Source organism: Pseudoalteromonas sp. CO109Y (assembly GCF_004208935.1).
In the GTDB taxonomy this organism is placed as follows: Bacteria; Pseudomonadota; Gammaproteobacteria; order Enterobacterales; family Alteromonadaceae; genus Pseudoalteromonas; species Pseudoalteromonas shioyasakiensis.
The window spans coordinates 1-23,872 of sequence record NZ_SGPD01000042.1; the positions used below are offsets into that span (position 1 = coordinate 1).

Here is a 23,872-nt window from a genome sequence, read left to right on the forward strand (position 1 = left end):
CAAGAGCGATAAAGCCTAAGCCATCAAAGTACCCACATAAAAAAAGAAATGCCAGTCAGCTTAACTGACTGGCATTGCGCTATTTAGCGCTCTTTTTTTGTTGCCATTTAAGTGAGTTGTTAGTGTCTCGACTATTACAAATTGTGTCGTTTGAACTCTCAATACCACCGAGCTTTGCAAGTCGGTCGTAAAGCACAACATTGCAGGTTGCGGCTAGGTTCATACAGCCTATGGTTGGCACATACACTACTTCATCACACCATTTCAGCACGTCTTTACTAACCGAGCCATCTTCAGGGCCAAACACATAAAATGCGTTTTCAGGGTGTTTAAATTCAGGCAGTGGCGTTGCACCTTCAACAAGCTCAATCACCACCATTGTGGCACCTTCAGGCTTTGCTTGCTCTAGGCTTTCAACTTGCGTAAGTGGAATATGCTCAAGCACATTTTTGGTATCGGTGTGGTACTTATTAGCGCGTAAATAGCGGCTACCAGTAAAAAGCACCTGCTTAGCGTTGTAACAACCCGCGGCACGTAATACCCCACCCACATTCGTTGGGCTTTTTGGGTTTAACAAGCCAATGCTTGCTTTAAGGGCGCTCATTAATCAATGTCTCTGGTTGGCCACTCGGCCACGTAAAGGTCAAAGTCATCTAGGTCTACATCACAGTCTTTTACTGTTTTGTCACGCACAGAAATACCCAGCTCATGCATCATATCTTTACTACCACCGTTCAGTAGCGGGTGCCAAGATGCAAGGCCACGGCCTTCGTAAAGGCGGCGGTAGCTACAGCTTTGCGGCATAAAAAAGATATCTTTGAGGTTTTCTTTAGTGAGCTTTACACATGAAGGCACCAAGGTTTGGCGATTCGCATATTCGCTACACCCACAGGTGTCGTTGTCTAGGTATTGGCAAACGATATTAGTGAAGATCAGTTCTTCACCCTCGCGAAGTTGATCCGTTGCGGTAAATTCATCTTCGTCTTCACTGTCGATAAATGTGTTTAAACAACATTTACCACAGCCGTCACAAATGGCTTCCCATTCGGGTTGTGACATTTGCTCAAGCGAGCGCTTAAGCCAAAATTGATCTTCTAACATGGTATTACTCAAAGCCCCTAAACAGCGCGCATTCTAGCGTAAAGCCAGCATGCGCGCAAAGTTTAGCGAGTTTGGGCGATACCCAAGCCATCTCAAGATGCAGAATTCAGCGTTTCACAGGTGCCTTAATATCAAGGCGTTACTTTGCAAGAATGGCATTCCCTTTTAAGAAGTAACAACGATGAGAGTAAGTGCCTGTGAAGCGCCCAAGGGGTTGGTTTAAAAGCGACTTATGCTGCGTTATTGATTTTAACAATAGAACCACTATTATTTGCAATCAATGCCTTGCCTAAATCGCTTTTAATTCCAACTGAAACTCGCACCTTGAGGTGGTTTGGGTATTTTACTTTTGCTCGTTAACCCAACGCTTAATTTTCTCTTCAAGAATTGGCATAGGTAATGCGCCATCAATCAGAACTTGCGTATGGAAAGCTTTAATGTCGAACTTATCGCCTAGCTCTTTGCTCGCGTAGTCACGTAGTTCTTGAATTTTGAACTGACCTAACTTGTACGACAGCGCTTGGCCCGGCCATGCAATGTAACGCTCAACTTCGGCAATAATGTCACTTTCGGCCATTGATGAGTTAGCCAACATGTAATCAATACCTTGTTGACGTGTCCAGCCTTTTGCATGGAAACCTGTATCAAGCACTAAGCGCATTGCACGTAATTGCTCATCTGATAAACGACCGTACCACATGTAAGGGTCGGTAAATAAGCCAAGCTCTTTTCCTAAGCTTTCTGCATACAATGCCCAACCTTCTGCAAATACCGTGTAGCCACCAAATTTACGGAATAGTGGTAATCCTTCAATTTCTTGTTGCAAGGCAATTTGAAAGTGGTGACCCGGTGCGGCTTCGTGAATAGACAGGGTTTCTAGTAAAAACTTAGGCTGTGCTTTTAGGTTAAAGGTATTGATATAGAAAATACCTGGGCGCGAACCATCTGGCGCTGGCGACTGGTAAGATGCACCCGCAGCTGATTCAGCGCGGAAATCTTCAACTGCTTTTACAACGTATGGCGCTTTTGGCGCAATATCGAACATTTGCGGCAGCTTAGCATCAATCTTTTCTTTTACAGCTTCGTACGCGGCAATTAACTCTTCTGGCGTATCGTAGTAAAACTCATCTGAGGTTCTTAGGTGTTCAAAAAACGCTTTTAAATCGCCTTCGAAACCGACTGTCTCTTTGACTTTTTTCATCTCAGATAAAATACGCGATACTTCGCTTAAACCAATGTCATGAATTTCATCGGCGTTTAAGCTCAGCGTTGTATGCTGTTTAATTTGGTACTCATACCACGCTTTACCATTTGGCAGGTCGCTGTAACCAATGCTTTCACGGGCATTTGGAATGTACTCATTCGCTAAAAAGTCAGCCATTTTTTGATACGCAGGCACTAAACGCTCGCTGATCATCGCCGTGTACGCGCTTGTTAGCTGTGCTTTTTGCTCGTCGCTGAAAGATTCAGGTAACTGAGCAATTGGCCCCCAGAATAATGACTCTTCTGGTTTTTCTACGATATGAGTTTGAAATTGCGGTAACAGTTTTTCAGCAAGCGGTTTAGGAAGAACCACTTTGTCTTTCATTCCTTGGCGCATTGATTGTTCAACACTGTCTAACCAAGCGATGAAACCGTCAGCACGTTTTTCAAATGCTTGATAATCTTCAACCGTGTTAAAAGGTTGTGCACTTTGTCCAGAACCTAACGCAGCAAAGGTATTATGCGCCCCGCCCATTTGGTTAATTGGCATTAAGTAACTTGGAAACTGAGCGCCTTCAATCGCAAGGTCTAAATCGCGGGCTAGAATTTCGTAGCTCAATAAAGACTGACCCGTTAATTGCGCTTTGTCGATATTTGCTAGTTTGTTTTTGTATTCTTTAACAAAGTTAAGCTGCTCGTCGCGGTTTGCTTTACTGATAGGTGCAATAAATTGGTCGTTATATTCGCTGCGACCAATGTAAGTACCACCAATTGGATTAAACTTTAGGCCTGCTTCAAAGTAGTCTGCTAGTAATGTATCAAGTTGCTCTGTGGCTGACGTTGCGCTTGGTGCTTGTTTGCTTACTTCTTGAGTTGGTTTTTCGTTGCTTGGCGTTGATTCATTACAACCAAGTAATGCAAACATCACCGCCGAACTAAGTAGTGCTAGTTTTACGTTTTTCATTCTTTCCCTGCCCTTATATTAAGTACGCGTAAATTATGAAGGTTTAGTTCCCTATTTAGCAAGTATCGCTGCAACTTATCGCAGTTTATTTACACTTTGTAAGCTGATTGCTAGAGTGGCGGCTCGACTTACCAATTTTGAATAAAAATGAAAAAGACAGCTCTTGCTATTAGCCTAGGCCTAGCTTGCCTAACCTCTTTAAATACCTACGCAACCACCTACTTATCGGCAAAAGCCATGGTAGATGTAAATTCAGGTAAACTGATTAAATCACCACTTATTAGTATAGATAATGGTCAAATTACAGCTGTACAAAGTAATAAACAGCCTAGCTTAAAAGACGGCGATAAGCATATTCAATTACCAGAACTGACTTTGGTGCCAGGCTTAATGGATATGCATGTGCATTTAACAAGCGACCCTACCGTGCCGCGCAGTGAGCGAATTGGTCAATCGATTCCGCGCAAAGCAATTAAAGCAGCGCACTTTGCCGAAAAAACACTGTATGCAGGTTTTACAACGCTGCGTAACTTAGGCGCAGAAGGCTACAGCGTGATTGCAGTACGCGATGGCATTAACGCAGGCGATATTGTTGGCCCACGTATTTGGGCGGCTGGCCCGTCTTTAGGTGTTACAGGCGGTCACTGCGATAACAACCGTTTACCACCAGAAATGAAATACACCGCAGAAGGCGTTGCTGATGGCCCTTGGGCTGTGCGCGCTAAAGTGCGTGAAAACATTAAGTACGGTGCCAATGCCATTAAGTTTTGTGCAACAGGCGGCGTATTTTCAAAAGGCACAAAAGTCGGTATTCAACAATATAGCCAAGACGAAATGAACGCCATTGTTGACGAAGCTCATTTACGTGGCCTAACCGTTGCAGCCCATGCGCACGGTACCAGTGGTATTAAAGCGGCCATTGTTGCCGGTGTAGACAGTGTTGAGCACGTTAGTTTTGTTGATGACGAAGCCATTAAACTTGCGAAAAAACACGGCACTTGGTTCTCAATGGATATTTACAACACTGAGTACACTCTTACCTTTGGTGAACAAAACGGGGTTGCAGAAGAAAACCTTAACAAAGAACGCCAAGTATCTAAAAAGCAACGTGATAGCTTTAGCCGTGCAGTAAAAGCAGGCGTAAACATGGTGTTTGGTACCGATGCAGCCATTTACCCTCATGGCGATAACGCAAAGCAGTTTTCACGTATGGTTGAGTTTGGTATGACACCGCTGCAAGCATTGCAGTCTGCTACCATCAATAGTGCCAAACTACTTAAAGCTGATGATCAACTTGGCCAAATCAAAAGCGGTTTCTTAGCCGATATTATCGCCGTAAAAGGCAACCCGCTTGAAAACATTGCAGTACTTGAAGATGTACAATTTGTTATGAAAGACGGTATAGTTTTTAAATAAGCTATTATGCTGGCTTTGCATTAGTGAAGTCAGCAATCTTCCTTTGTATCTATATTGTAAACAAAATTACCAACCATAAAATCAGTTGTTAGCAACTTGTATCTAAACAAAGAAATTACCCAAAACAGATAAATAAAACTTGAAATGAAAATAGCTCGCATTATCATTGCCGAAAAATTTCGACAATTTACCTATAATGACGACACATAAATACTCAATTTTAGCTCTAGCCTGCTTAAGCGCATTCAATGCAACCGCCAACGATTTAGATTCAGTTGAACGTATTACCGTTTACGACAAACAAAACCGAGTAGTACTTGAATCTGGCCTTGCCACTAAATCAAATATGACCCTAATGGAAACGCCAGCCCCGGTTGTGGTTGTTGATCAAGAGCTTATCAACTCGCAAGGTGCGACAAACTTACAAGACTTAGTGCGTAACATCAGTGGTGTTACCCAAGCCGGTAATAACTACGGTATTGGCGATAACTTAGTGATCCGCGGTTTAGGTGCAAACTACACTTACGATGGCATGTACGGCGGTGCAGGCCTAGGTAACACTTTTAACCCAACACGCTCAATGACCAACGTTGAATCTGTAGAAGTTCTTAAAGGCCCAGCAACGGGCTTATATGGTATGGGTAGCGCAGGTGGTGTTATCAACCTTATTGAAAAGAAACCGCAATTTACTGAGCAGCACACCGTTAATGCAGAGCTTGGTCAATGGGATAGCTACTCATTAGGCTTTGATAGCACAGCAGCATTAACCGACAATCTTGCTTATCGCGTTAACGCAAAAACTGCTCGTAGCGATGGTTACCGCGACTTAAAAGACGACCGTGATGAAATTTATGGCGCGTTAAAATATGTATTAAGCGACAAACAAGACATCATGATTTCGGCCGCTTATATCAAAGATGCCATTGCCGTTGATTCAATTGGCCACCCTATTCGTATTTTTAACAGCGACTCAGTGAATGGCAAAACCGCAGGTGCAGTAACCGCTGCCGATTTAATTAACGATGCAACGGCACAAGGCCTGCAACTAACCGATCAGCAACGCCAACAATTAGCTGACTCACTGGCAGCAAATGATGGCCTAACACCTTACACCTTTGGTCATAACGGTATTATCTCGCCGATGGCAAATGATAACGAAGGCGAAGAGCTACGCTTTAAGTTAACCCATAACTACTTCATTACTGATAATTTATTTTTAAATCAGCAACTACAATACCGTAATTACGAATCAAGCTTTGCCCGCCAAACGGGTGCTTATAACTATGTTTATTGGAACCGCAGAGGCGTGATCAATGCTGATCCGCGCGCTCCTTTAGTGGTTGATGACGTACTTTACCCATTTGCAGCGCGTCGCCAAGAATACCGCCAAGTAGAAGCTGACGAAAAATCATGGCAATACTTTGCTGACTTGCGTTATGACTTTAGCTTTGCCGGAATTGATAACGAACTACTGGTAAACGCCAACTACGAAGACCGCGATATTCGTTTTAAACAATACTCAATTTACGATGCCGACAAGGTCATTAAAAACAAAGATGGAGAGGTTATTTACCAAGGTCAATTACCTTACATTTTTGATATTCGTAACCCGAACTGGGGCGAAGGCAGCTTTTTTGATTACGACCCGCTAAAAACCAGCGATTACAATAAAAAGGTTCAGGCTTGGGGTGTGGGTATTCAACATGTTGCCTATATTCACGACACTTTCACAACCCGAGTAGGCGTTGCCTTTAACCGTATTAAACAAAGCTACGAACACTTTGGTGTAGATGCGCGCTACCGCGCCAGTGCCGCCGAGCCAACGCCAGAAGTAGATACATCAGACAGCGGTATGACCTACAACCTAGGTGCAACCTACAAACTGAGCGATGATATTTCGTTCTTTGTAAACCACTCTAAAGGCCGTACAGCCTACAGTGTACTTGGTAGTGTGTCAGGTAACGAAGCAGACCGCGATGACGCCGAGTCAGTCAGTAACGACATTGGTATGCGTGTAAAAGCCTTTGACGATCAACTACTAGCCTCACTTGTGGTGTTTGATAGTGCCCGTACAAACCTTGAGTATGCCAACCCAGATTACGAAGCCGGTGTATCTGATGCCTCAGTACCAAAAAGTTTTTACGATGGTGAAGAGCAAACCAAAGGTGTTGAACTTGATTTAAATGCCGATTTAAACGAGCAGTGGAAACTTAACGTAAACGCGGTTTATCAAGACGCCCGCGATAAGAAAAACCCTAACTCATCATCTTTCGATACTCGCCAAAAAGGTGTGCCTTATGTAACAGCAAGCAGCTGGTTAAGCTATGACGCTAAATGGTTTAATTTAGCCGAGCCACTTACAATTAGCGCAGGCGTGCAATATGTTGATGATCGCAGCACAAACTCAACCTCGTTTGGTATTCCTGATGGCTACGTACCTAGCTACACAGTTTACGACGCTGCAATTCAATACCAAACAGATGATTGGAAACTACAGTTAAACCTAAATAACTTGTTTAACAAAACCTATTACTCAAAAGCAATGTTCTTAGGTGGTATGCCAGGAGAAGAGCGTAATGCTAAATTAACCTTTAGCTACACACTTTAATTGTGAATTGATAGCAAAAAGCGCGGCTTAAGTAAGCTGCGCTTTTTTGTTTGGATTTTGATATTAAATATAAGATGATAGATTTTAGATGAAAGATGATTTTGCAGGGATTTTGTGAGTTTAAAGGCAATTTTTCTAGTTGCAACGCTAGTTTCATTTAAAGGAATCGCAATGGAAAACACATACTTCACATGGGCGGAGTTCTCCAAAAATTATAACAACGAAATCAATAGTGCAGATTCTGTTAATGCACTACTATCGGAATACTGCAGGAGTTAGATAGGCTATCAGTAATTCGCTTCAGTGCTTCCATGGATAACTCTCTCCTAATTAATAAATTTATAGTTCGCTGACACTGTTGAATACGGTGAAAACAGCCAACTGTTAATTTACCCACATACTGTCTTGTTATATAGCCTTTACTTACCTGTTCTTATTTGAGGGAGTTGTATTTGCAATATAACAAATGCAGGAATCAATGGTAAAAAAGCCAACCAAGATAATGGATTAACAACCCAAAACCAGATGAACCAAGCTTCTGCGATAATTAAAAGAAGTAATTTATTAACGCGCTTGAAAAGAATGCAGTCACCGATAGCTAATAAAGGTAAACCAAAACATAACGAGCCAAATAAGACTATAAATGGGTGCGGAGCCTCAATTTGAATGTTTTTTATCACAGAAAAGTAAAATTCGCTCCCATAGCTAGACAACAATGGGCTCATTAGTAAAAACACCCAAACTGCGCTCCAGCTAGCATTACGCTGATGCTTAGAGTGGATTTTATTTTTTTCTTGAAGCTTGCTCAATGCATCCATTTAACTCAGGCTCTCTCTAAGTAGATAACGAAAAACTATGTGCTACTATGTTTGGTTAAAATTAGTCACGAGAGCGCACGCCAAGGTTTTGCGTCCCAACGAGCGGTAGCTAGTGCCATAACTTGTTTGTTATAAGGCACTACTAACTACCAGACAAATCACAATAAAGAGGATTACCACGAAAGCTTGCTTTAGATCTGACTTCGCTTTTTTAATATACGGGTCTAGTTCTGGTCGATAAATGCTATAATTATCTGGTTTTCCGAAAATCAAACCCCAAAACTGGTCAAAGTATTTCAATTGGTTCTCGATTTGCTTAACAAGTCCCTCTTCACCAAGAGCTTTATTAAACAACTGACCTAAACTTATACTAGCCCTTATCCAAAGCCCAAATCCAATGCTAAAAAATATTAAGAAAAGAATAATTTCCAAATCATTGTTCCTTATAGCACCCTAGTAAGGAGCTGAAAATTCTTGGCTAAAAATCAGCGAGGAAGGAGCGTCAGCCAAGCTTTAGACGTCCCATAAATGATTGCTTTGTTATGTTTCGTGCATATTTTCACAAAAACTCTCAGTATATTTAAACCCTTTACTTACTTGAGCTGAATCACCTAACGTAAATAAAGCACCATCTTCAATGATTACATCAAATTTTATAGTTAAGTTTTGAGCTAAAGTAACACCTAAATTTTTTGCCCGCTTCCTAATTTGAGCGAAATCAGCTTTAAAATGGCAAGTTAACTCACCACAGCAGTATGTATGATTTTTTAAAAAGCTTAATTTCACCGTTACCAGAGAGTTTAAATTACTTAATGAAGTAACTTACACCCCATAATTATTTTCGAAATCTTTGCCAGTAAAATAGTTTACGAATAAGTCATTAATGGTTGCGACTTCAGGTTGCATAATTTTTTCAAGAAACATAACACCCCAAGAAGGGGTAATTACATGTGGGCTAAAATACGGAGCGCAGCGACGGGAGCCCACATGTAATTGTCCCACTTGCTTGGCTGTTATACGTTTTTTAACTTAATAGTTTCAAATAAAACCGGTAAGGCAGAACCGTCGTCAAAAGTACAGCTAGCTTTCACTGCGGCAATAGCTATTTCTTCGGATGTTTTTGTAGTTCCATAAGCGCAATGCAAGGCGCCTAGAGCATATCGCCTTCCAGAGCCTAGTGCCCAATATTTGGAGTATTCGTCAACGGCACGATAACTATCAAATTCATAGATTCCATTGGGGCTGATAATTAGACCGTCTATTTGTGAGGATTCGACTGGTTGCTCGTCATCTTCTCTGGTTTCTATGAAATATTCATCTTTCATTTTTTGATGAATCTTTAAAAGTGAATTAAAGATTTTAGACCTATCGGAGAATTCTAACTCCACAGACTTATCTTTCAGGATGTTTTCTAAAATATTATTGAAATTGTTCCAACCGACTAAACCAACATATGAATCACCGTGTTTAAAAAATTTATGGTTATTCACTTTGTTTTCAGGGCAAACCGTAGTTGAACCATCCGTAGAAAGTGAATCACATGCAATGGTCGCGTATCCGTTTTTTTTAACAACTACCAATGTACTCATGTAGCTCCCTTAACGTATAACAATTCAATAGTGCGCAAATCGCGCATATTTCTACCACGCAACTGCTCACTTTTATGATTACTACGTTTTTATCAAATTAGCTAACCTATTGCTAGTCAACAAAATACTTTAAATTAGTAAAGTGGTCTTACGACAAGAAAGTGCAAATTGCTCATTTTTTTGAATATAGGGGAAAGTTGTAAATTTTGAATATAAAGACTGTATCAAAAAAAATTTTCAATCTTCGTTTGAGGCAGAGCTCTAGAGCAGTTACGTTAACTCATTTTGGGGCAAGGCGAGTTATATTTATAACCCGTCTCTGGACAAAAACGTTTTAGGTAGCCGACTGAATTATATGAGTTTCGCATAAAAATTATCTACAGGCTAACGTCAGTTCGCGGGCCCCTTTTATGCATTGGTTGCCTCAACTTTCCAATTAATATAGAACTTGAATATTAGGTCTGTTAGGTAGAGGGTACTATCATTTACATATAGTATTGGCTTAGTTGCATTAGATGAAAGATTATCATTAATCTTATCAATGGCATTTTTAACCTGTGTGTTTACAGAGCTTTTAAATGACTGTTCGCTTTTGTAAGTACCATTATCAATGTATTTTTGTATTTTATCTGCAGGCATATTCGTCCAGGTAGTCGTTGATATAGTTCTATAGCCTATGCCTTTTTCTAGATCTTCAATAGTGAAAAACTTGATCGCTTTTAGAACTTCTTCATACTGGTTGAATGCCTTTGTTTGCTGCTGTGCTCTAGTTCCTGAAGCAATGGTGTTATATATACTCGAATAATCTGAATCAAGTTTTTTAGCAATCTCAATACAAGCTCTATCTACATCTTTAGGGTCTGAAATGATAATTTTATCTGGAGCAGTCTTTTTCACATTTTTTGATAAAGCGAGAATTCTGCATATATACTGAACTAAATACGCATTCTTCATAGAGCAATTTATTATTTGTTCTACTACATCTTCTTGAAAAGATATATTCAACAACTTACCACCGGCAGAGACAACACTCTTGACTTCTTCTCTAGAAAGATAATCAAAACTAATATGCCCCATGCGACCAGATAAATCAGGATTGTTTCTTAATGCTCTATTCGGACTACTCGGTATACCTATTAACAAAAATAAAATTTCTTCATCAAGAAAATGCTTTAAATCCTCCGATAGTATCTTATTAAATTCATTATCTACTAAATGATAATCTTCGAGCACGACTAAAACATTTTTTCTAGATAGAGTGTTACAGAGAAAATTGATATCTATATCTGATGTTGAAACATCAGAAGTTACATTAATCGAATTTTCGGTGGTGTCTACTCTTTTATCCCGCACATGACCTATATTTTTATTGCCTACTTGCTCTTCTTCTTCACGTTGATAAGAATTTGACCGTGTTTGCTGTAATTCCTTGACCTGAATTAAGCCAAGCTGGGTCGCTATTTGCTTGTATAGATCTGGAATAGTAGATTTGTTATTTCCACGATAAGTGACTAGTTTGAATCCTTTATCTTCAATATGCTTTTTACGAAATACCGTTTTTCCTGACTTTGAATATCCCAAAAACAGAAGAACACCATCTTTCGATTCTAAGTGCTCATCAATTTCCTCAGATAACATTTCTCTTTCGACGAAGGTATGTTCTGGAACACCGCTAATTTTAAATACTGTATTTGTTGATAATATGGGCTTATCTTCTTCTTTTTGCCCAAAAAATTTCATAATCATATAGTCTCAAGTTCCTTATAAATTCTGATACTTCTTTACATAAAATTTTAGTATTTATGCGACTCGTAGATTGTGTTGCATAATCGCATGTTGGGCTTAGGCACTAACTACTCAATGCATCAGAGTTGGTTATGTTTTTGCTTCGGGAATTTGATTTAGGTGGTTTTAAATTAGCTATTATTTCAGCACTCCCTGCAACGCTCAGCGTATGTTCAGTTATCATTACACCTAACTTTGGCTAGATATGCAATTTTATTTTAACCATTATGTAAATATTAGTTCGTAATTAAACAAGTTAACTTATTGATGCATCAGCACTATGAAAAACTGTCAGATTCAATTGAATCACTTAACCAAACCTGACAGTACTTAATAATAAACTCAGCTTAAAGCGTCATCACAATTCGACCTGTGATATCGCCTTTAAGCATGTCGTCAAAAATATCGTTGATATCTTCTAGGCGTTTTTCTTCAATAATGGCTTTAACTTTACCTTTGGCAGCAAAGTCGAGGCATTCTTGTAAGTCTTTACGCGTACCAACGATTGAGCCTACAACAGACACCCCATTTAATACGGTATCAAAAATTGGCAGTGGCATATCTTCTGGTGGTAAACCTACAAGCACACATTTACCGCCACGGCGTACGCTTTTATAAGCTTGCTCAAAACCGGGTTTTGATACAGCAGTACACACAACACCATGTGCCCCACCCACTTGTTCAAAAATGGTTTCTGAAGGCACTTGCTTCATAAAATCTATGGTGATGTCTGCACCAAGCTCTTTGGCCAGTGCCAACTTGCTCTCGCCGGTATCAACGGCAATCACATTAAAGCCCATTGCTTTTGCGTATTGCACTGCTAAGTGACCAAGGCCGCCTACACCGACAATTGCAACCCAGTCGCCTGCTTTTGCATCAGTCACTTTAAGCGCTTTATAGGTTGTAACCCCAGCACAAAATAGTGGTGCGGCTTCTGCAAAGCCTAATCCTTCAGGAATTTTAACCACGTAATCACCATGGGCTACACAGTACTCGGCGTAACCACCATCGACTGAATAACCTGTGTTGTGCTGCTCAAGGCATAAGGTTTCTTTACCTTCTAAACAAAACTCACAATGACCACAGGCACTGTATAACCAAGGAACACCGACACGGTCGCCTACTGATAAGTGTTTAATGTTTGCACCTACTTTTTCGATAGTACCTACCCCTTCATGGCCCGGTACTAATGGCATTTTCGGTTTGACTGGCCAATCTCCATGACAAGCATGTAAATCTGTGTGGCACACTCCACACGCGGCAATTTTAACTAGTACATCGTTAATTCCTACCTCTGGGCATGGGATATCTTCGATAGTTAATTTACCTTTGTACTCTTTATTTACTGCAGCTTTCATAACGTTCCTCCATGGTATAAATTGCGATTCAGCCTATACGATAAACTTATTAACTGTCACTATTATTGATCCACATCAAATAGCTAATCACTGCGGCATTTAATTAAACTATTATTTAAATTCAATAACTTAAATTTAAATAATCGCGTATCTACACTTTAGTAGTAGCAGATTGCATAGTGGCTATTTCTTTTAGTTATACCCCGAGCGTGCTAGCATTTAATTTCTGAAATTTTTGAATACTAAAAATTATGAGCCTATCTGAAAAAAACTTAGCTTTTGTTATGCACTGCGGTGAAATGGGTAGCCGTTGGGGCTTTAACCGCACCATTGGTCAAATGTGTGGATTATTAACCATTACTAAAGAGCCAATGACCGCCAATGAAATTGCCGATACCTTAAGTATCTCGCGCGGAAACGTCAGTATGGGCATTAAAGAGCTACAGTCTTGGCGCTTGATTAAAGTACATCATATTCCGGGTGACCGTAAAGAATACTACGGCCCTGCTGGCAGCATTTGGGATATGGCCAACCGCGTATTCGAAGAGCGTAAAAAACGCGAGATAGACCCAACCCTTAGCCTTCTTCGCGATAACATTTTAGAAGAAGCCCACAATGATGATGAGCGCTTTGCTCAACAGCAAATGCAAGAAATTCACGACCTACTTGAAACCGTTACTAAGTGGTCAGCAGAGCTACAACGCTTAAGCCCTGAGCAGCTTCAAAGCCTAATGAAACTAGGTTCAGGCATTGGTAAAGTGCTTGATTTTAAAGACAAGATTTTGAAAAAGCCGGGGAAAGGGGAATAAGTTAGCGAGTTACAAGGGGAAAGTTTCGAGTTACAAGAGTAAAGTTTGCAAGTTACAAGAGTAAAGTTTGTAGGAGGCGTTTTAACGCCGAACATGAAGCAGCGATTTTATATCGCGTCCCAGAGCCTAAATCCTAGAGCCTAATGTTTTCTATCTTAGGCGTGAAACTTGTTTCGCGCGCTCTCTTGTAGGTCGTGCTTTAGCGCGTTTTGAACGCGGCAATCATAACTACACTTGCCTTTGCTATACTAATAATTAAGTGTTTATTTACGTTCAGACTTAAAAGGATATTAATCTATGTATAAACAGACAGAAATAAATTACTCGTTAATTGTTATTTTATTAGTGATTAGTGTCTTTATAATTTTATCGCCTGAACTGGCTGACCTCAAAATAATTATATTATCGATAAACCTGCTTGTTACTTTGTTGTTCTTTTCACTAACAATAGTCATCAATGAGCAAACGCTTCGTTGGTATTTTGGGTTTGGGATTATTAGCAAAGATGTTGAATTATCTCAGATTGCAGAGACCTCAGCTTACAAAACAAAGTGGTATCAAGGAATTGGCATTCGTATGCTAAATGATGGCTGGTTATACAATGCGTCAGTTGGACAAGCCGTTAAAATAACTTTAACTGACGGAAAAAACATATACCTTGGCTGTAAAAACGTTGATGCACTGCAACAAGCACTCAAAGTTAAGGTTTAAAAATTGTATCGAGGGGAAAGTTTGCGAGTTTGTAGGAGGCGTTTCAACGCTGAACATTTAAAGATTCACGGCTGAAGCCGTTCCTACAAAAAATGTTCAAGATTGTGTCGCCATAAATAACGACCTACACCAATACAATTTCTCGACGTAGGAGGCGTTTTAACGCCGAATAAGTTAGCAAGTTGCTCGGGTAAAACTTGTAGCTTTACCCTTGGACCTTGCTAACTTTTATTACTCAATTACTTAATCGCTGGGTAACCGATGCGATCTGATAAGTAACCAACACTGGTTGCAAAGTAATACGAGCGATTCCAGTGCATAAGTGCTTTGTAGTTATCGTAGGCTAGATACATACGGCCGTTTACGTCATCTGGCATTACCATTGCAGCGGTAACATCAACGTTTGGTAGGTCACTACCATCCATTTTACGAACACCGATTGCTTGCCAATCAGCAAGGCTGCGCTCTGAATCTTTCCAATACTCTAACCATTGGCTGCGCGTTTTAGTGCCACGCTTAAGAATATTTGAGTTATCAAAGCCTTCAGGTAATTTAACTTGGCGACCCCAGGTTAAATCATCGTTCCAACCTGCTTGTTTTAAGTAATTTGCAATTGACGCAAATGCGTCTTCTTCTGTGGTCCAAATGTCTTTGCGGCCATCACCGTTGTAATCAACAGCGTAAGCGTTAAATGAGGTTGGCATAAACTGCGTTTGCCCCATTGCACCAGCCCATGAGCCTTTGAACTTATCAAGGGTAATGTGACCCTCTTTTAAGATATCAAGTGCTGCCCAAAGTTGGTTTTTGTACATGGTTTCGCGGCGACCATCAAAAGCAAGTGTAACTAATGATGCAATTACACTGTGACCACCTTGGATTTTACCAAAGTTACTTTCAAGGCCCCAAAGTGCAACAATAAAGCGTGCTTGAACGCCGTATTCTTTGGCTACTTTTTCAAGAACCTCTTGGTTTTCTTTGTATAGCTTACGCGCGCGGTCAATTTTCCATTGCGGCACACGTTTTGGTAAATAAGTTTCGAGGGTTTCTTTTACTTCTGGCTGATTTTTATCAGCTGAGATCACTTTCTTTTTGAATTTAGCTGTTGCAAGTGCTTGATCAACTAAGGCTTCATCATAGCCTTTTTCAAGTGCTTCTTTTTTTAATGCTGCAACGTAAACGTCAAAATCAGCTTGTGTCTTTTGTTCTGCCAATACTGAAGTACTTAGTGAAGCACTGAGTAAAATGACGGCAAGTTTTTTAATCACTCTCAACTCCCTTGTCTTTTTTAAATTGGGTTAACAGATTTTCTTCCGGCGGAGGTAATTGCAAGTAGAACCCTTGGTCAATTAACGCTTGCTTAACCGCATCTAAGTCTGCCACACCTAACTTTTCGCGGCTTGCTAGATTAATCATCATCACGTACTTAGGTTGACCAAACGTTTCTAGTAATGGTTCAGGTACGCGTGAGAAATCATCTCTTTTTTCTACAAAAAGGTATGTATCCGCTTTTTTAATACTTTTATACACCGCAGTTAGCATTATGGCCCTATAATATCTTGCTTAACGAAGGCGCACACTATAACATGAGTGATATAATAAGTTAGAAAAAATAGATTAGATTTTTACTGTATATGCCTTGTTCAGCCTGTGTTTATACTTAAATGATGCTAATCCAGACAATTCAATTGAGCGTGTATGTCGGAACAAATTTTTGAATTAAAAGGGAACCTTTTTACGTTATCTGTTTTACATTTATTTTCAGCAGATACAGCCCTTTTAAGTAAGCAGTTAGATGAGAAAATCGCCCAAGCACCTAAGTTTTTTGCCGGTGCGCCTATCGTAATCAACTTAAGCGACGTACAAGATGAAGCGCTTGATTTCTCTTTCTTAAAATCAATGTTAAGCGGCCTTTCGTTAAACCCTGTTGGGGTTTGTAATGGCTCTCAAGAGCAAAACGAAAGCGCAAAAGCTGCGGGCCTGTCGGTGTTAAATTATTCACAAGACGTTAAGGGTGCAACCGCTAAACAACAAACAAATACATCTATCGTTGAAAAAACCGTTCACCTGCCTGCGCAAGTTATTCATGGCACTGTACGTTCGGGCCAGCAAGTGTATGCAAAAGACCGCGACCTAATCGTAATTGGTGCTGTAAGTCATGGCGCCGAAGTGATTAGCGACGGCAACGTGCACATTTATGGCACCCTTCGCGGCCGTGCAATTGCAGGGGCTAAAGGTTACAACGAAGCAAATATATTTTGCCAAAAATTAGAAGCAGAACTTGTTTCGATTAATGGTAGTTATTGGATCAGCGACTCTCTACAAGGTGAACACTGGGGCAGCGCAGTACAAATCCAACAAAAAAATGATTCATTAGAAATTTCAGCTTTGGTTAAAGGATAAATCTCATGGCAAAAGTGATTGTCGTTACTTCTGGTAAAGGTGGTGTTGGTAAAACCACATCGAGTGCTGCGATTGGCACAGGTTTAGCGCTTAAGGGCTTTAAAACCGTTATTATCGACTTTGATATTGGTCTACGTAATCTTGACCTTATCATGGGTTGCGAACGCCGTGTTGTTTATGATTTCGTAAACGTAATCAATGGCGAAGCTAACCTAAATCAAGCACTTATTAAAGATAAGCGCGTTGATAAGCTACATATTTTACCTGCCTCACAAACCCGTGATAAAGACGCCCTAACCCGTGACGGTGTTGAGCGCGTATTAAACGAGCTGAAAAAAGATTTTGATTACATTGTGTGTGATTCTCCAGCGGGTATCGAAGCTGGTGCAATGATGGCAATGTACTTCGCTGATGAAGCGATTGTAACAACGAACCCAGAAGTATCATCAGTACGTGACTCTGACCGTATTCTTGGCATTTTACACAGCAAATCAAAACGTGCTGAAGAAGGCCTTGAAAGCGTAAAAGAACATCTACTATTAACTCGCTATAATCCTGAGCGTGTTGAAAAAGGCGAAATGCTTTCGGTAGAAGACGTACAAGAAATCTTAGCGATTAAACTACTGGGCGTTATTCCTGAATCACAAGCTGTACTTAGTGCATCAAACTCTGGTCAACCGGTAATCCTTGATGGTGAATCGGATGCAGGCCAAGCATACACAGATGCAATCAATCGTTTATTAGGCGAAACTGTTGATTTTCGTTTCTTAGACGTAGAGAAAAAAGGCTTATTTAAACGGATTTTTGGAGGTTAATGTGTCTTTACTTGACTACTTCCGCTCAGAAAAGAAAAGCAGTGCGTCATTAGCAAAAGAGCGATTGCAGATCATTGTCGCGCACGAACGTTCACAGCGTGGTACACCAGATTACCTACCACAGCTAAAACAAGACATCCTTGATGTTATTCGTAAATACGTGAATGTAAACACTGATGCTGTTCAGGTGCAGTTTGACCAAAACGAAGATGACTTAGCAGTACTTGAGCTAAACGTCACCTTACCTGACGAAGAAAAGAAATAGTCAAAATTGGGCGCTTAGTTTTTATAACAGCGCCCTTTTTTATTTCTGCCACTGCATATGAAACTCATAGTCGTCTTCGCCTAGAGTTTTAAACCCTGCCCGTTGATATAGCCCATAAGCTGGGTTCGCTTTTAGCACCGTTAAATTTATCTCTGCTGTTTGCGCTTTAAGTGCATCTAACACCTTAGTGCCTAACCCTTTGCCCTGCTCTTTAGGTGCAATTTGTAGCTGTAATAAACTGATTGCTTGGTCACTCACGATGAACTTTGCTGCACCTACACATTGCCCATCATTTAACACTAAATGACTGTGCTCAAAATGCTCAGCCACTCTTGCTTGATGTTGCTCAAGTGATAAAAATAACCCTTGATTCTCTAAGTGCTCAACCATGGTATTTAATCTTAAGTCGAGTAAATAGGCTTTGTCTTGCTCCGTTGTTTTTACAAATTCAATCATTATTGTCTTAAAAAAGAAAAAGGTACTTTAATAAAAGTACCTTTTTAGGTTGCAACAAACAACATCTCTTGGGTTAGAAATTATAATTTGCGCCTAGGTAAAAACGGCGGCCTGAATATTGGTTATAGGTAAAGCGATTGCTTTGTTTCCAATATCCTTCTTCTATTTCTTCTGTTAGGTTCACCACTGACGCGGTAAACGAAAGATCCTCTGTTAAGTTATACGAGGCATTCACATCTAGCTGACCATAGTCTTTGGTATATAAGTTGTAGCCTTGGTGAATACCGTTGGCACGGTCATCTTTCCAGTTGTAAGACGCACGAACACTAAAGTCGTCATTCTCAAAGTACACCGACACATTATATTGGTGCTTAGCGGTGCCTGGTATTTCGGCCTCTGTTTTTTGCCCGTCTGTCGAGACTTCGCTAGTGCTGGTATCTGTGTAGGTATAGTTAGTTAAAATACCAAAACCATTATCAAATGAGTGCTGGAAGAACAGCTCTAAGCCTTCTGATTTTGCATCACCCCCACCCACTTTGGTGTTCATTTCGACTTCGATTGGGCCGTTACAACAATCGTGTTCTCGCTCTACAATTTCTACTGTCGAGATTGGTAAGTTAGAAATATCTTTAGAGAATAACGTAGCGCCCAGTGCAGAACCATCGCCGTAATACCATTCAATACCTAAATCAAATTGGTCAGATAACATAGGTTCAAGGCCTGTGTTTACCGAGGTACCATTACCACGGCCTGTCCATGAATCTGGCGAGTTAATATTAACTGGAGGACCGTAAGACTCTGCTTGGCTTAAGTCTGAATAGCTCACTCTTGCCATAGTGCGTGCTGCAGCAAAGCGCACCACAAGATCTTCGGTTGCATCCCATGCAAGGTTAAAGCTTGGTAGTACTTCACTGCCATCGCTACTGCGCTCGTTTGGATCGGTATCGTCATCGTCTTGACCAATGACATCATCGTAGGTCAAGGTGCTAAGCTCTGTATTCACATAACGCACACCAACATTACCGCGTAAATCTTGCCATTCAAAATCAGCTTGTGTGTAAACAGACCAAATTTTTTCTTCTAGGGCGTACGTGCCCGAAAGTGTTGGCACCACTGTTTGGCTAAAGTTTTCTTTTAAGTAATCATCCAGCGCTCTAAAATCAAACGCTAAAAAGTTAAATGCGCCTGTATCACCCGCGCTGTTATCAACTACATAGTCGCTCACCAATGTTGGCGCATCTGGATGAAAATCTGGATTATGGAACCACTCAGTGCCTGGTAAGTAGCCGCGGTAACCGCCGTTGTCAGCGATGCCGTCATCCCAACGAAAGTCGTTACGAATACCTTTAATTTCGTGGTCGCGGTATTTAGCACCTACATACACACGGGTGAAAAAGTTGCCATCGAGGTCAAATTTTACATCTGTTTGAATGTAATCTTCTGAGTCTTCATTTTCAGATGAGTAAGAGTCAAACCAATCATAATACTGATATGCTTCTTTATCGGTGGCTAAATCAGTCGACACTTCGTAGCTTGGTTTACCGTTCTCAATTGACCATAACCAGCTGTTTACTGAGCCTAAACGCGCATCAATATTGGCGTAGGTTTCTTTTGAGGTGCCGCCTTCAGCCTCAGTATGACCCAGCTTTAATGTAACACTATAAGTATCACCATAATAAGTGCCTTCAAAATCATAGGTATTTGATTTTGACTCGCCAAAACGCTCACGCCCTGTTAACTGCGGTGATAACAAACCACGGCGAACAGCCACACCACCATTTACATCGGCATCACCCCAGTTATTATCATTGAGTAAACCATTATCGCCATTACCGTAGGCAACCACAGTATCGCCATCAAGCACAATGCAGTAATACGGGTTGTGGTTATCATTCCACTCGGCAAAAGTAATGGCTTGACTAGATTGGTCGTAACCTAGCTTGGCACCAAAATAGTTAAAGTTTAAATCAAGTCTGTCACTCGGTGCCCACTGCACAGCGACTTGATAACCATCGCGTGTACGGTCTTGGTTTGAGTTATTAACACTCATCGCACGAGGCGCCCATACATTGTTGTACACTTCGCCAGTGGCTTGGTCTACCAGCGCTGGACGCTCTGCCCCTTCAACGGTATCTGAGTGAAAACGCCAGTGTGATGCGTTGTTAGTGATAGTGGTTACGGTACGATCTTGACGAGTAAAACCGGCCAGTACACCAAAGTTTTCGTCGTCATTTTTCCATGAATACAGCACATTAACTTGCGGCTTAGTGTCTTCAGACACATCATCGTAAGTCACCTCTGCACTTAACGCCCCTGAGTTTGCTTCCATCTCAAGAGGTTTACGGGTGTGTAAAATAACTGTACCACCAATACCGCCTTCATCGATCCGTGCTTCAGCACTTTTGTACACTTCTACACTTTTGATCATGCTTGAAGGCAATAACGTGTAATTAAAACTACGGGTAGGAGTACCTGAACCTGATGAAGCAATATAGTTACCGTTTAATTGGGTGAGAGTCCAATCTGGTGACGTACCACGAATACTCACGCGGCTACCTTCGCCACCGTCGCGGTCAATCAAAACGCCCGATACACGTTGCAATGAGTCAGCGACGTTTTTATCGGGAAACTTACCAATATCCTCTGCGGTGATTGCATCAACTGTTGCCGTTGAAAGTCGTTTTATTGCTAAGTTTTCTGCGGTTGAAGAACGAATACCTCGAACTTCAATCACTTCTACATCATCATTTGCTTGCTCTGCTGCATAGCTTGTATTGATTGCCGCCAGTAGCGAAATCAAAATTGCATTACGCTTAAAATGCCTTCCTTGCCCTTTTGTTTTTATTACAGTTTGCTTGCCCATGCCTATCTCCAGTTGTGTGTTCTGTTTTTGTATAAGAGGTTTTAGCCCCTGCAAAAACGATTTATTGTTGTCGGTTTTTAAACTGATTATTGGTAGTTAACAGCTTGTTAAACTCAAACTCAGAATAGGGTGAGTGGTCAAAAAGTGATAATAAAAATTCGGTGAGAGATATGACAAAATCGGCGTTAGGAATATTTTATATTCATTTTTATACTTTCTGAATTATAGTTAAGCTCAGCGAATTTGAGTTAACTGGCTCAGCAAGACAAACTCAAAAATACATTTAAAATATTGATAATAAATAATAATTTAACATATTGCGTATTTATTGATGACTCAGAAATTGAGTGACTAAAAAATAGGTGTAATAGATATGGTAAAAACACGCCCATGAAAAATGGTAAATTTCTTGAAGTATGCCTAAACGAAGGGTGCTTTAAGCAGCTCGCTAACAACATTTCAATGGCTAGTAACTTAGGCGCAAAGCGCTTTGAATTGTGCAGTAATTTACACCTAGGTGGCTTAACACCAAGTGTTAATGCGATTGATTGCGCTGTAAAAAGCCTGACTAATAGTGCAGAGTTAGTGGTGATGATACGCCCCAAAGCAGGTAATTTTATTGTTTGTGCTGAGTGCCACCAAGTTATGCAAAAACAAATAACAATGGCAGCGAGTGCGGGAGCGCATGGCGTGGTATTTGGGGCAGTTAAACACGGCGAACTTGATTTAGAAGTGACCCGCTCTTTAGTTGCCACAGCCAAACAGCATGGCCTGATGGTGACCTTTCACCGTGCATTCGACACCCTAACAAACCCGTTAAGCGCACTTGATAAACTGATTAGTTTAGGAGTTGACCGCGTATTAACAGCAGGCACGCCGTGGCAAAGCGGCCAAAGTGCTGTTGATGGCCTAAATCAGCTCAACACATACTTAGTGCACAGCGCTAATCAGATAGAAATTGTTATGGGGGGTGGTGTGACCATAGAAAACGCTGAAGCTCTTTGGCAATTAATAAAAAACCATTCAGCCAATGCAGCTGTGCATGTACACTCATGTGTGCACAACGAAAACGGTGCAATTAACGCTGAGGCTATCAATAAGCTTCTTTCAAAGGATTAATCATGGCAACGTATTTTTTAGGTATCGATGGCGGTGGCAGTAAGTGTAAAGTTCGTTTAGAAAACGAAAATGGCTCACTACTTAGCGAAGCCATAAGTGGCTCAGCAAACGTGGCCACCAGCTGCCAACAAAGCCAAGAGTCAATACTTCACGCTACTGAACTTGCTTTTCATGAGGCAGGGCTTGCCTTAAGCGAGCTGAAAAACACTTATGCGCATGCAGGGCTTGCCGGTGCTAATATCGACTCTGCCTATCAAGCTATGACCAAATGGGAGCATCCTTTTGCCAAGTTTACCCTCTCAACAGACATGCTAATTGCCTGTAAAGGCGCACATCAACACCATGATGGCGCAGTGATTATTCTTGGTACGGGCTTTTGTGCGGGTTACCAACAACAAAACCAATTTAGCGAATTAGGTGGTTACGGATTATTACTGAGCGATGGTGCCAGTGGTGGTTGGTTAGGCTTACAACTTTGCCGAAAAGCATTTGCAGTACTTGATGGTGTTGCGCATAGTTCAGCGGCTATAGATGCCCTACTCACCCAACTTAACTGCCACTCAAGCCAAGCGTTAAGTCAGCGTTTAATATCAGCGCGCCCGGCTGAGCTTGCCAAATTTGCACCGCTTGTTTTTAGCCATTCTGACGACGCTTTTTGCCAGCAATTAATCAATGAAGCGTGCGCATACATTACCCGCTATATCGCTTACTTTGAAAAGCAAGGTATTGAAAACGTTACTTTGATGGGCGGTATTGCTAGTGCTATCACGCCTTACTTAACTGATGCTAGTAAAGCGCATTTAACCCCCGCCCTTGCCAGTGCAGAGCAAGGGGCTATTTTAATGGCAAGAGCTGCAATTTAATCAGCTAATTGCGAGCGCATTTGTGAAGGGATTTCACCAAACAAACGCCGAAATTGTTTACTGAAGTAACTCGGTTCAGAAAACCCGCACTGGTAGGCCACTTGTGAAATGGGCAGTTGCGTTTCAATCAGTAGCTTGCGGGCATTTTCGAGACGCACTTCGTTTATAAATTGATTAGGTGTTTTTGCTAAGTGTTTTTTAAAACGGCGCTCTAAAGCACTTACCGACAAGTGTGCAAGCTCAGCTAATTCATCAATGCTGATCTGACGATGATAATGCTCGCGAATAAATTTTACCGGCTCTTCAATTGCCCTTACATGAGAAAGCGCTTTTGAGGTTTTTTGTAAATGTCGGGTCACTCCGTAAGTGCCAATCACATTGCCATCGTGATCTTTTAAAGCATGCTTTGATGTAGAAAACCAACCAAGCTCACCTTGCTGGGTTTGGTTAAGCTCTAAACGGTCAGTCACTATATAGCCTTCCATCACTCGTTTATCGTCATTGACGTACTGAAACGCAAGGTGCTTTGGTGAAAAATCGAAGTCTGTTTTTAGCAATATTTGCTCCAGTGTTTTATAACCCTGATGCTCAATAAAATGCTGATTACAATGCAAGATTCTACTATCTGTGTCTTTTACCCAAAAGAGGATATCTGGCAGTAAATCAAATGCAGCAATTAGCTGATTTACGCCAGCTTTTTTTATTATTTCTTGAATATCCATCGCTTAA

Annotated in this window: 23 protein-coding genes; 9 read left to right on the top strand and 14 right to left on the bottom strand. The window is 41.0% G+C overall.

Translation table 11 applies throughout. The features are described 5' to 3' along the window. Window positions 1-79: 79 nt before the first annotated feature. From EXT43_RS17775 to EXT43_RS17785, 3 genes are all read right to left on the bottom strand, one after another. On the bottom strand, window positions 80-604 hold the full coding sequence (locus EXT43_RS17775) for an RNA methyltransferase (RefSeq protein ID WP_130167587.1): 525 nt from the start codon (window positions 602-604) through the stop codon (window positions 80-82). Further along, the gene (locus EXT43_RS17780; RefSeq protein ID WP_054552059.1) at window positions 604-1,101 is read right to left on the bottom strand and encodes a YcgN family cysteine cluster protein; all 498 of its coding nucleotides are present in this window, start codon (window positions 1,099-1,101) and stop codon (window positions 604-606) included. Before EXT43_RS17780 ends, EXT43_RS17775 begins: the two co-directional genes overlap by 1 nt. A gap of 343 nt (window positions 1,102-1,444) precedes the next feature. Next, complete coding sequence (locus EXT43_RS17785) at window positions 1,445-3,268, bottom strand: DUF885 domain-containing protein (RefSeq protein WP_130167588.1); 1,824 nt, start codon at window positions 3,266-3,268, stop codon at window positions 1,445-1,447. Between the two features lie 147 nt (window positions 3,269-3,415). Between EXT43_RS17785 and EXT43_RS17790 the strand changes: the two genes are divergently transcribed. Next, window positions 3,416-4,684: an amidohydrolase family protein gene (locus EXT43_RS17790; RefSeq protein WP_130167589.1), complete on the top strand. Its 1,269-nt coding sequence runs from the start codon at window positions 3,416-3,418 to the stop codon at window positions 4,682-4,684. Between the two features lie 196 nt (window positions 4,685-4,880). Then, on the top strand, window positions 4,881-7,292 hold the full coding sequence (locus tag EXT43_RS17795) for a TonB-dependent receptor (protein WP_130167590.1): 2,412 nt from the start codon (window positions 4,881-4,883) through the stop codon (window positions 7,290-7,292). A gap of 419 nt (window positions 7,293-7,711) precedes the next feature. Here EXT43_RS17795 and EXT43_RS17800 read toward each other — a convergent pair whose 3' ends face one another. From EXT43_RS17800 to adhP, 6 genes are all read right to left on the bottom strand, one after another. Further along, on the bottom strand, window positions 7,712-8,110 hold the full coding sequence (locus tag EXT43_RS17800) for a hypothetical protein (RefSeq protein WP_063529930.1): 399 nt from the start codon (window positions 8,108-8,110) through the stop codon (window positions 7,712-7,714). Window positions 8,111-8,239: 129 nt separating this feature from the next. Next, a complete protein-coding gene (locus EXT43_RS17805; protein WP_130167591.1) occupies window positions 8,240-8,542 on the bottom strand; it encodes a hypothetical protein in 303 nt (100 codons plus the stop codon). Window positions 8,543-8,650: 108 nt separating this feature from the next. Continuing rightward, on the bottom strand, window positions 8,651-8,896 hold the full coding sequence (locus EXT43_RS17810; RefSeq protein WP_130167592.1) for a hypothetical protein: 246 nt from the start codon (window positions 8,894-8,896) through the stop codon (window positions 8,651-8,653). 227 nt (window positions 8,897-9,123) lie between these two features. After that, on the bottom strand, window positions 9,124-9,699 hold the full coding sequence (locus EXT43_RS17815) for an MFS transporter (RefSeq protein ID WP_130167593.1): 576 nt from the start codon (window positions 9,697-9,699) through the stop codon (window positions 9,124-9,126). 408 nt (window positions 9,700-10,107) lie between these two features. Continuing rightward, entirely contained in the window at window positions 10,108-11,445 is a 1,338-nt protein-coding gene (locus EXT43_RS17820; RefSeq protein WP_130167594.1) for a hypothetical protein, read from the bottom strand. Window positions 11,446-11,831: 386 nt separating this feature from the next. Next, window positions 11,832-12,842 carry an alcohol dehydrogenase AdhP gene (gene adhP / locus EXT43_RS17825; protein ID WP_054563854.1) on the bottom strand — a complete coding sequence of 337 codons (1,011 nt, stop codon included), beginning with the start codon at window positions 12,840-12,842 and terminating at the stop codon, window positions 11,832-11,834. A 251-nt stretch (window positions 12,843-13,093) separates the two neighbouring features. Between adhP and EXT43_RS17830 the strand changes: the two genes are divergently transcribed. Beyond that, window positions 13,094-13,651, top strand: coding sequence for a MarR family transcriptional regulator (locus EXT43_RS17830; RefSeq protein WP_054552053.1), 558 nt, complete (start codon window positions 13,094-13,096; stop codon window positions 13,649-13,651). A gap of 297 nt (window positions 13,652-13,948) precedes the next feature. Beyond that, window positions 13,949-14,362 carry a hypothetical protein gene (locus tag EXT43_RS17835; RefSeq protein WP_130167595.1) on the top strand — a complete coding sequence of 138 codons (414 nt, stop codon included), beginning with the start codon at window positions 13,949-13,951 and terminating at the stop codon, window positions 14,360-14,362. A gap of 239 nt (window positions 14,363-14,601) precedes the next feature. Here the strand turns inward: EXT43_RS17835 and EXT43_RS17840 are convergent, their stop codons facing one another. Both EXT43_RS17840 and EXT43_RS17845 read right to left on the bottom strand, forming a co-directional pair. After that, window positions 14,602-15,627: a lytic murein transglycosylase gene (locus EXT43_RS17840; protein ID WP_130167596.1), complete on the bottom strand. Its 1,026-nt coding sequence runs from the start codon at window positions 15,625-15,627 to the stop codon at window positions 14,602-14,604. Next, a complete protein-coding gene (locus EXT43_RS17845; protein ID WP_054552050.1) occupies window positions 15,620-15,901 on the bottom strand; it encodes a YcgL domain-containing protein in 282 nt (93 codons plus the stop codon). The genes EXT43_RS17840 and EXT43_RS17845 overlap by 8 nt, the downstream gene beginning before the upstream one ends. 156 nt (window positions 15,902-16,057) lie before the next feature. Between EXT43_RS17845 and minC the strand changes: the two genes are divergently transcribed. Genes minC through minE form a run of 3 tightly spaced genes read left to right on the top strand, consistent with a single transcriptional unit; the run spans window position 16,058 to window position 17,842 of the window. Beyond that, window positions 16,058-16,762 carry a septum site-determining protein MinC gene (gene minC / locus EXT43_RS17850; RefSeq protein ID WP_054552049.1) on the top strand — a complete coding sequence of 235 codons (705 nt, stop codon included), beginning with the start codon at window positions 16,058-16,060 and terminating at the stop codon, window positions 16,760-16,762. A 5-nt stretch (window positions 16,763-16,767) separates the two neighbouring features. After that, window positions 16,768-17,577, top strand: coding sequence for a septum site-determining protein MinD (gene minD, locus EXT43_RS17855; protein ID WP_054552048.1), 810 nt, complete (start codon window positions 16,768-16,770; stop codon window positions 17,575-17,577). Between the two features lies 1 nt (window position 17,578). After that, window positions 17,579-17,842, top strand: coding sequence for a cell division topological specificity factor MinE (gene minE, locus EXT43_RS17860; protein ID WP_054552047.1), 264 nt, complete (start codon window positions 17,579-17,581; stop codon window positions 17,840-17,842). Between the two features lie 39 nt (window positions 17,843-17,881). Here minE and EXT43_RS17865 read toward each other — a convergent pair whose 3' ends face one another. Then, window positions 17,882-18,298, bottom strand: coding sequence for a GNAT family N-acetyltransferase (locus EXT43_RS17865; protein WP_130167597.1), 417 nt, complete (start codon window positions 18,296-18,298; stop codon window positions 17,882-17,884). Window positions 18,299-18,371: 73 nt separating this feature from the next. After that, on the bottom strand, window positions 18,372-21,161 hold the full coding sequence (locus EXT43_RS17870; protein WP_130167598.1) for a TonB-dependent receptor: 2,790 nt from the start codon (window positions 21,159-21,161) through the stop codon (window positions 18,372-18,374). Window positions 21,162-21,551: 390 nt separating this feature from the next. On the opposite strand from EXT43_RS17870, the gene EXT43_RS17875 reads away from it, so the two are divergent. Together EXT43_RS17875 and EXT43_RS17880 are read left to right on the top strand one after the other, a co-directional pair. After that, a complete protein-coding gene (locus tag EXT43_RS17875; RefSeq protein ID WP_130167599.1) occupies window positions 21,552-22,280 on the top strand; it encodes a copper homeostasis protein CutC in 729 nt (242 codons plus the stop codon). A gap of 2 nt (window positions 22,281-22,282) precedes the next feature. After that, window positions 22,283-23,143, top strand: a complete 861-nt coding sequence (locus tag EXT43_RS17880) for a BadF/BadG/BcrA/BcrD ATPase family protein (protein ID WP_130167600.1) — start codon at window positions 22,283-22,285, stop codon at window positions 23,141-23,143. On the opposite strand, the gene EXT43_RS17885 is transcribed toward EXT43_RS17880, so the two are convergent. Continuing rightward, complete coding sequence (locus EXT43_RS17885; RefSeq protein ID WP_063528960.1) at window positions 23,140-23,865, bottom strand: AraC family transcriptional regulator; 726 nt, start codon at window positions 23,863-23,865, stop codon at window positions 23,140-23,142. The genes EXT43_RS17880 and EXT43_RS17885 overlap by 4 nt on opposite strands. Window positions 23,866-23,872 lie beyond the last annotated feature (7 nt).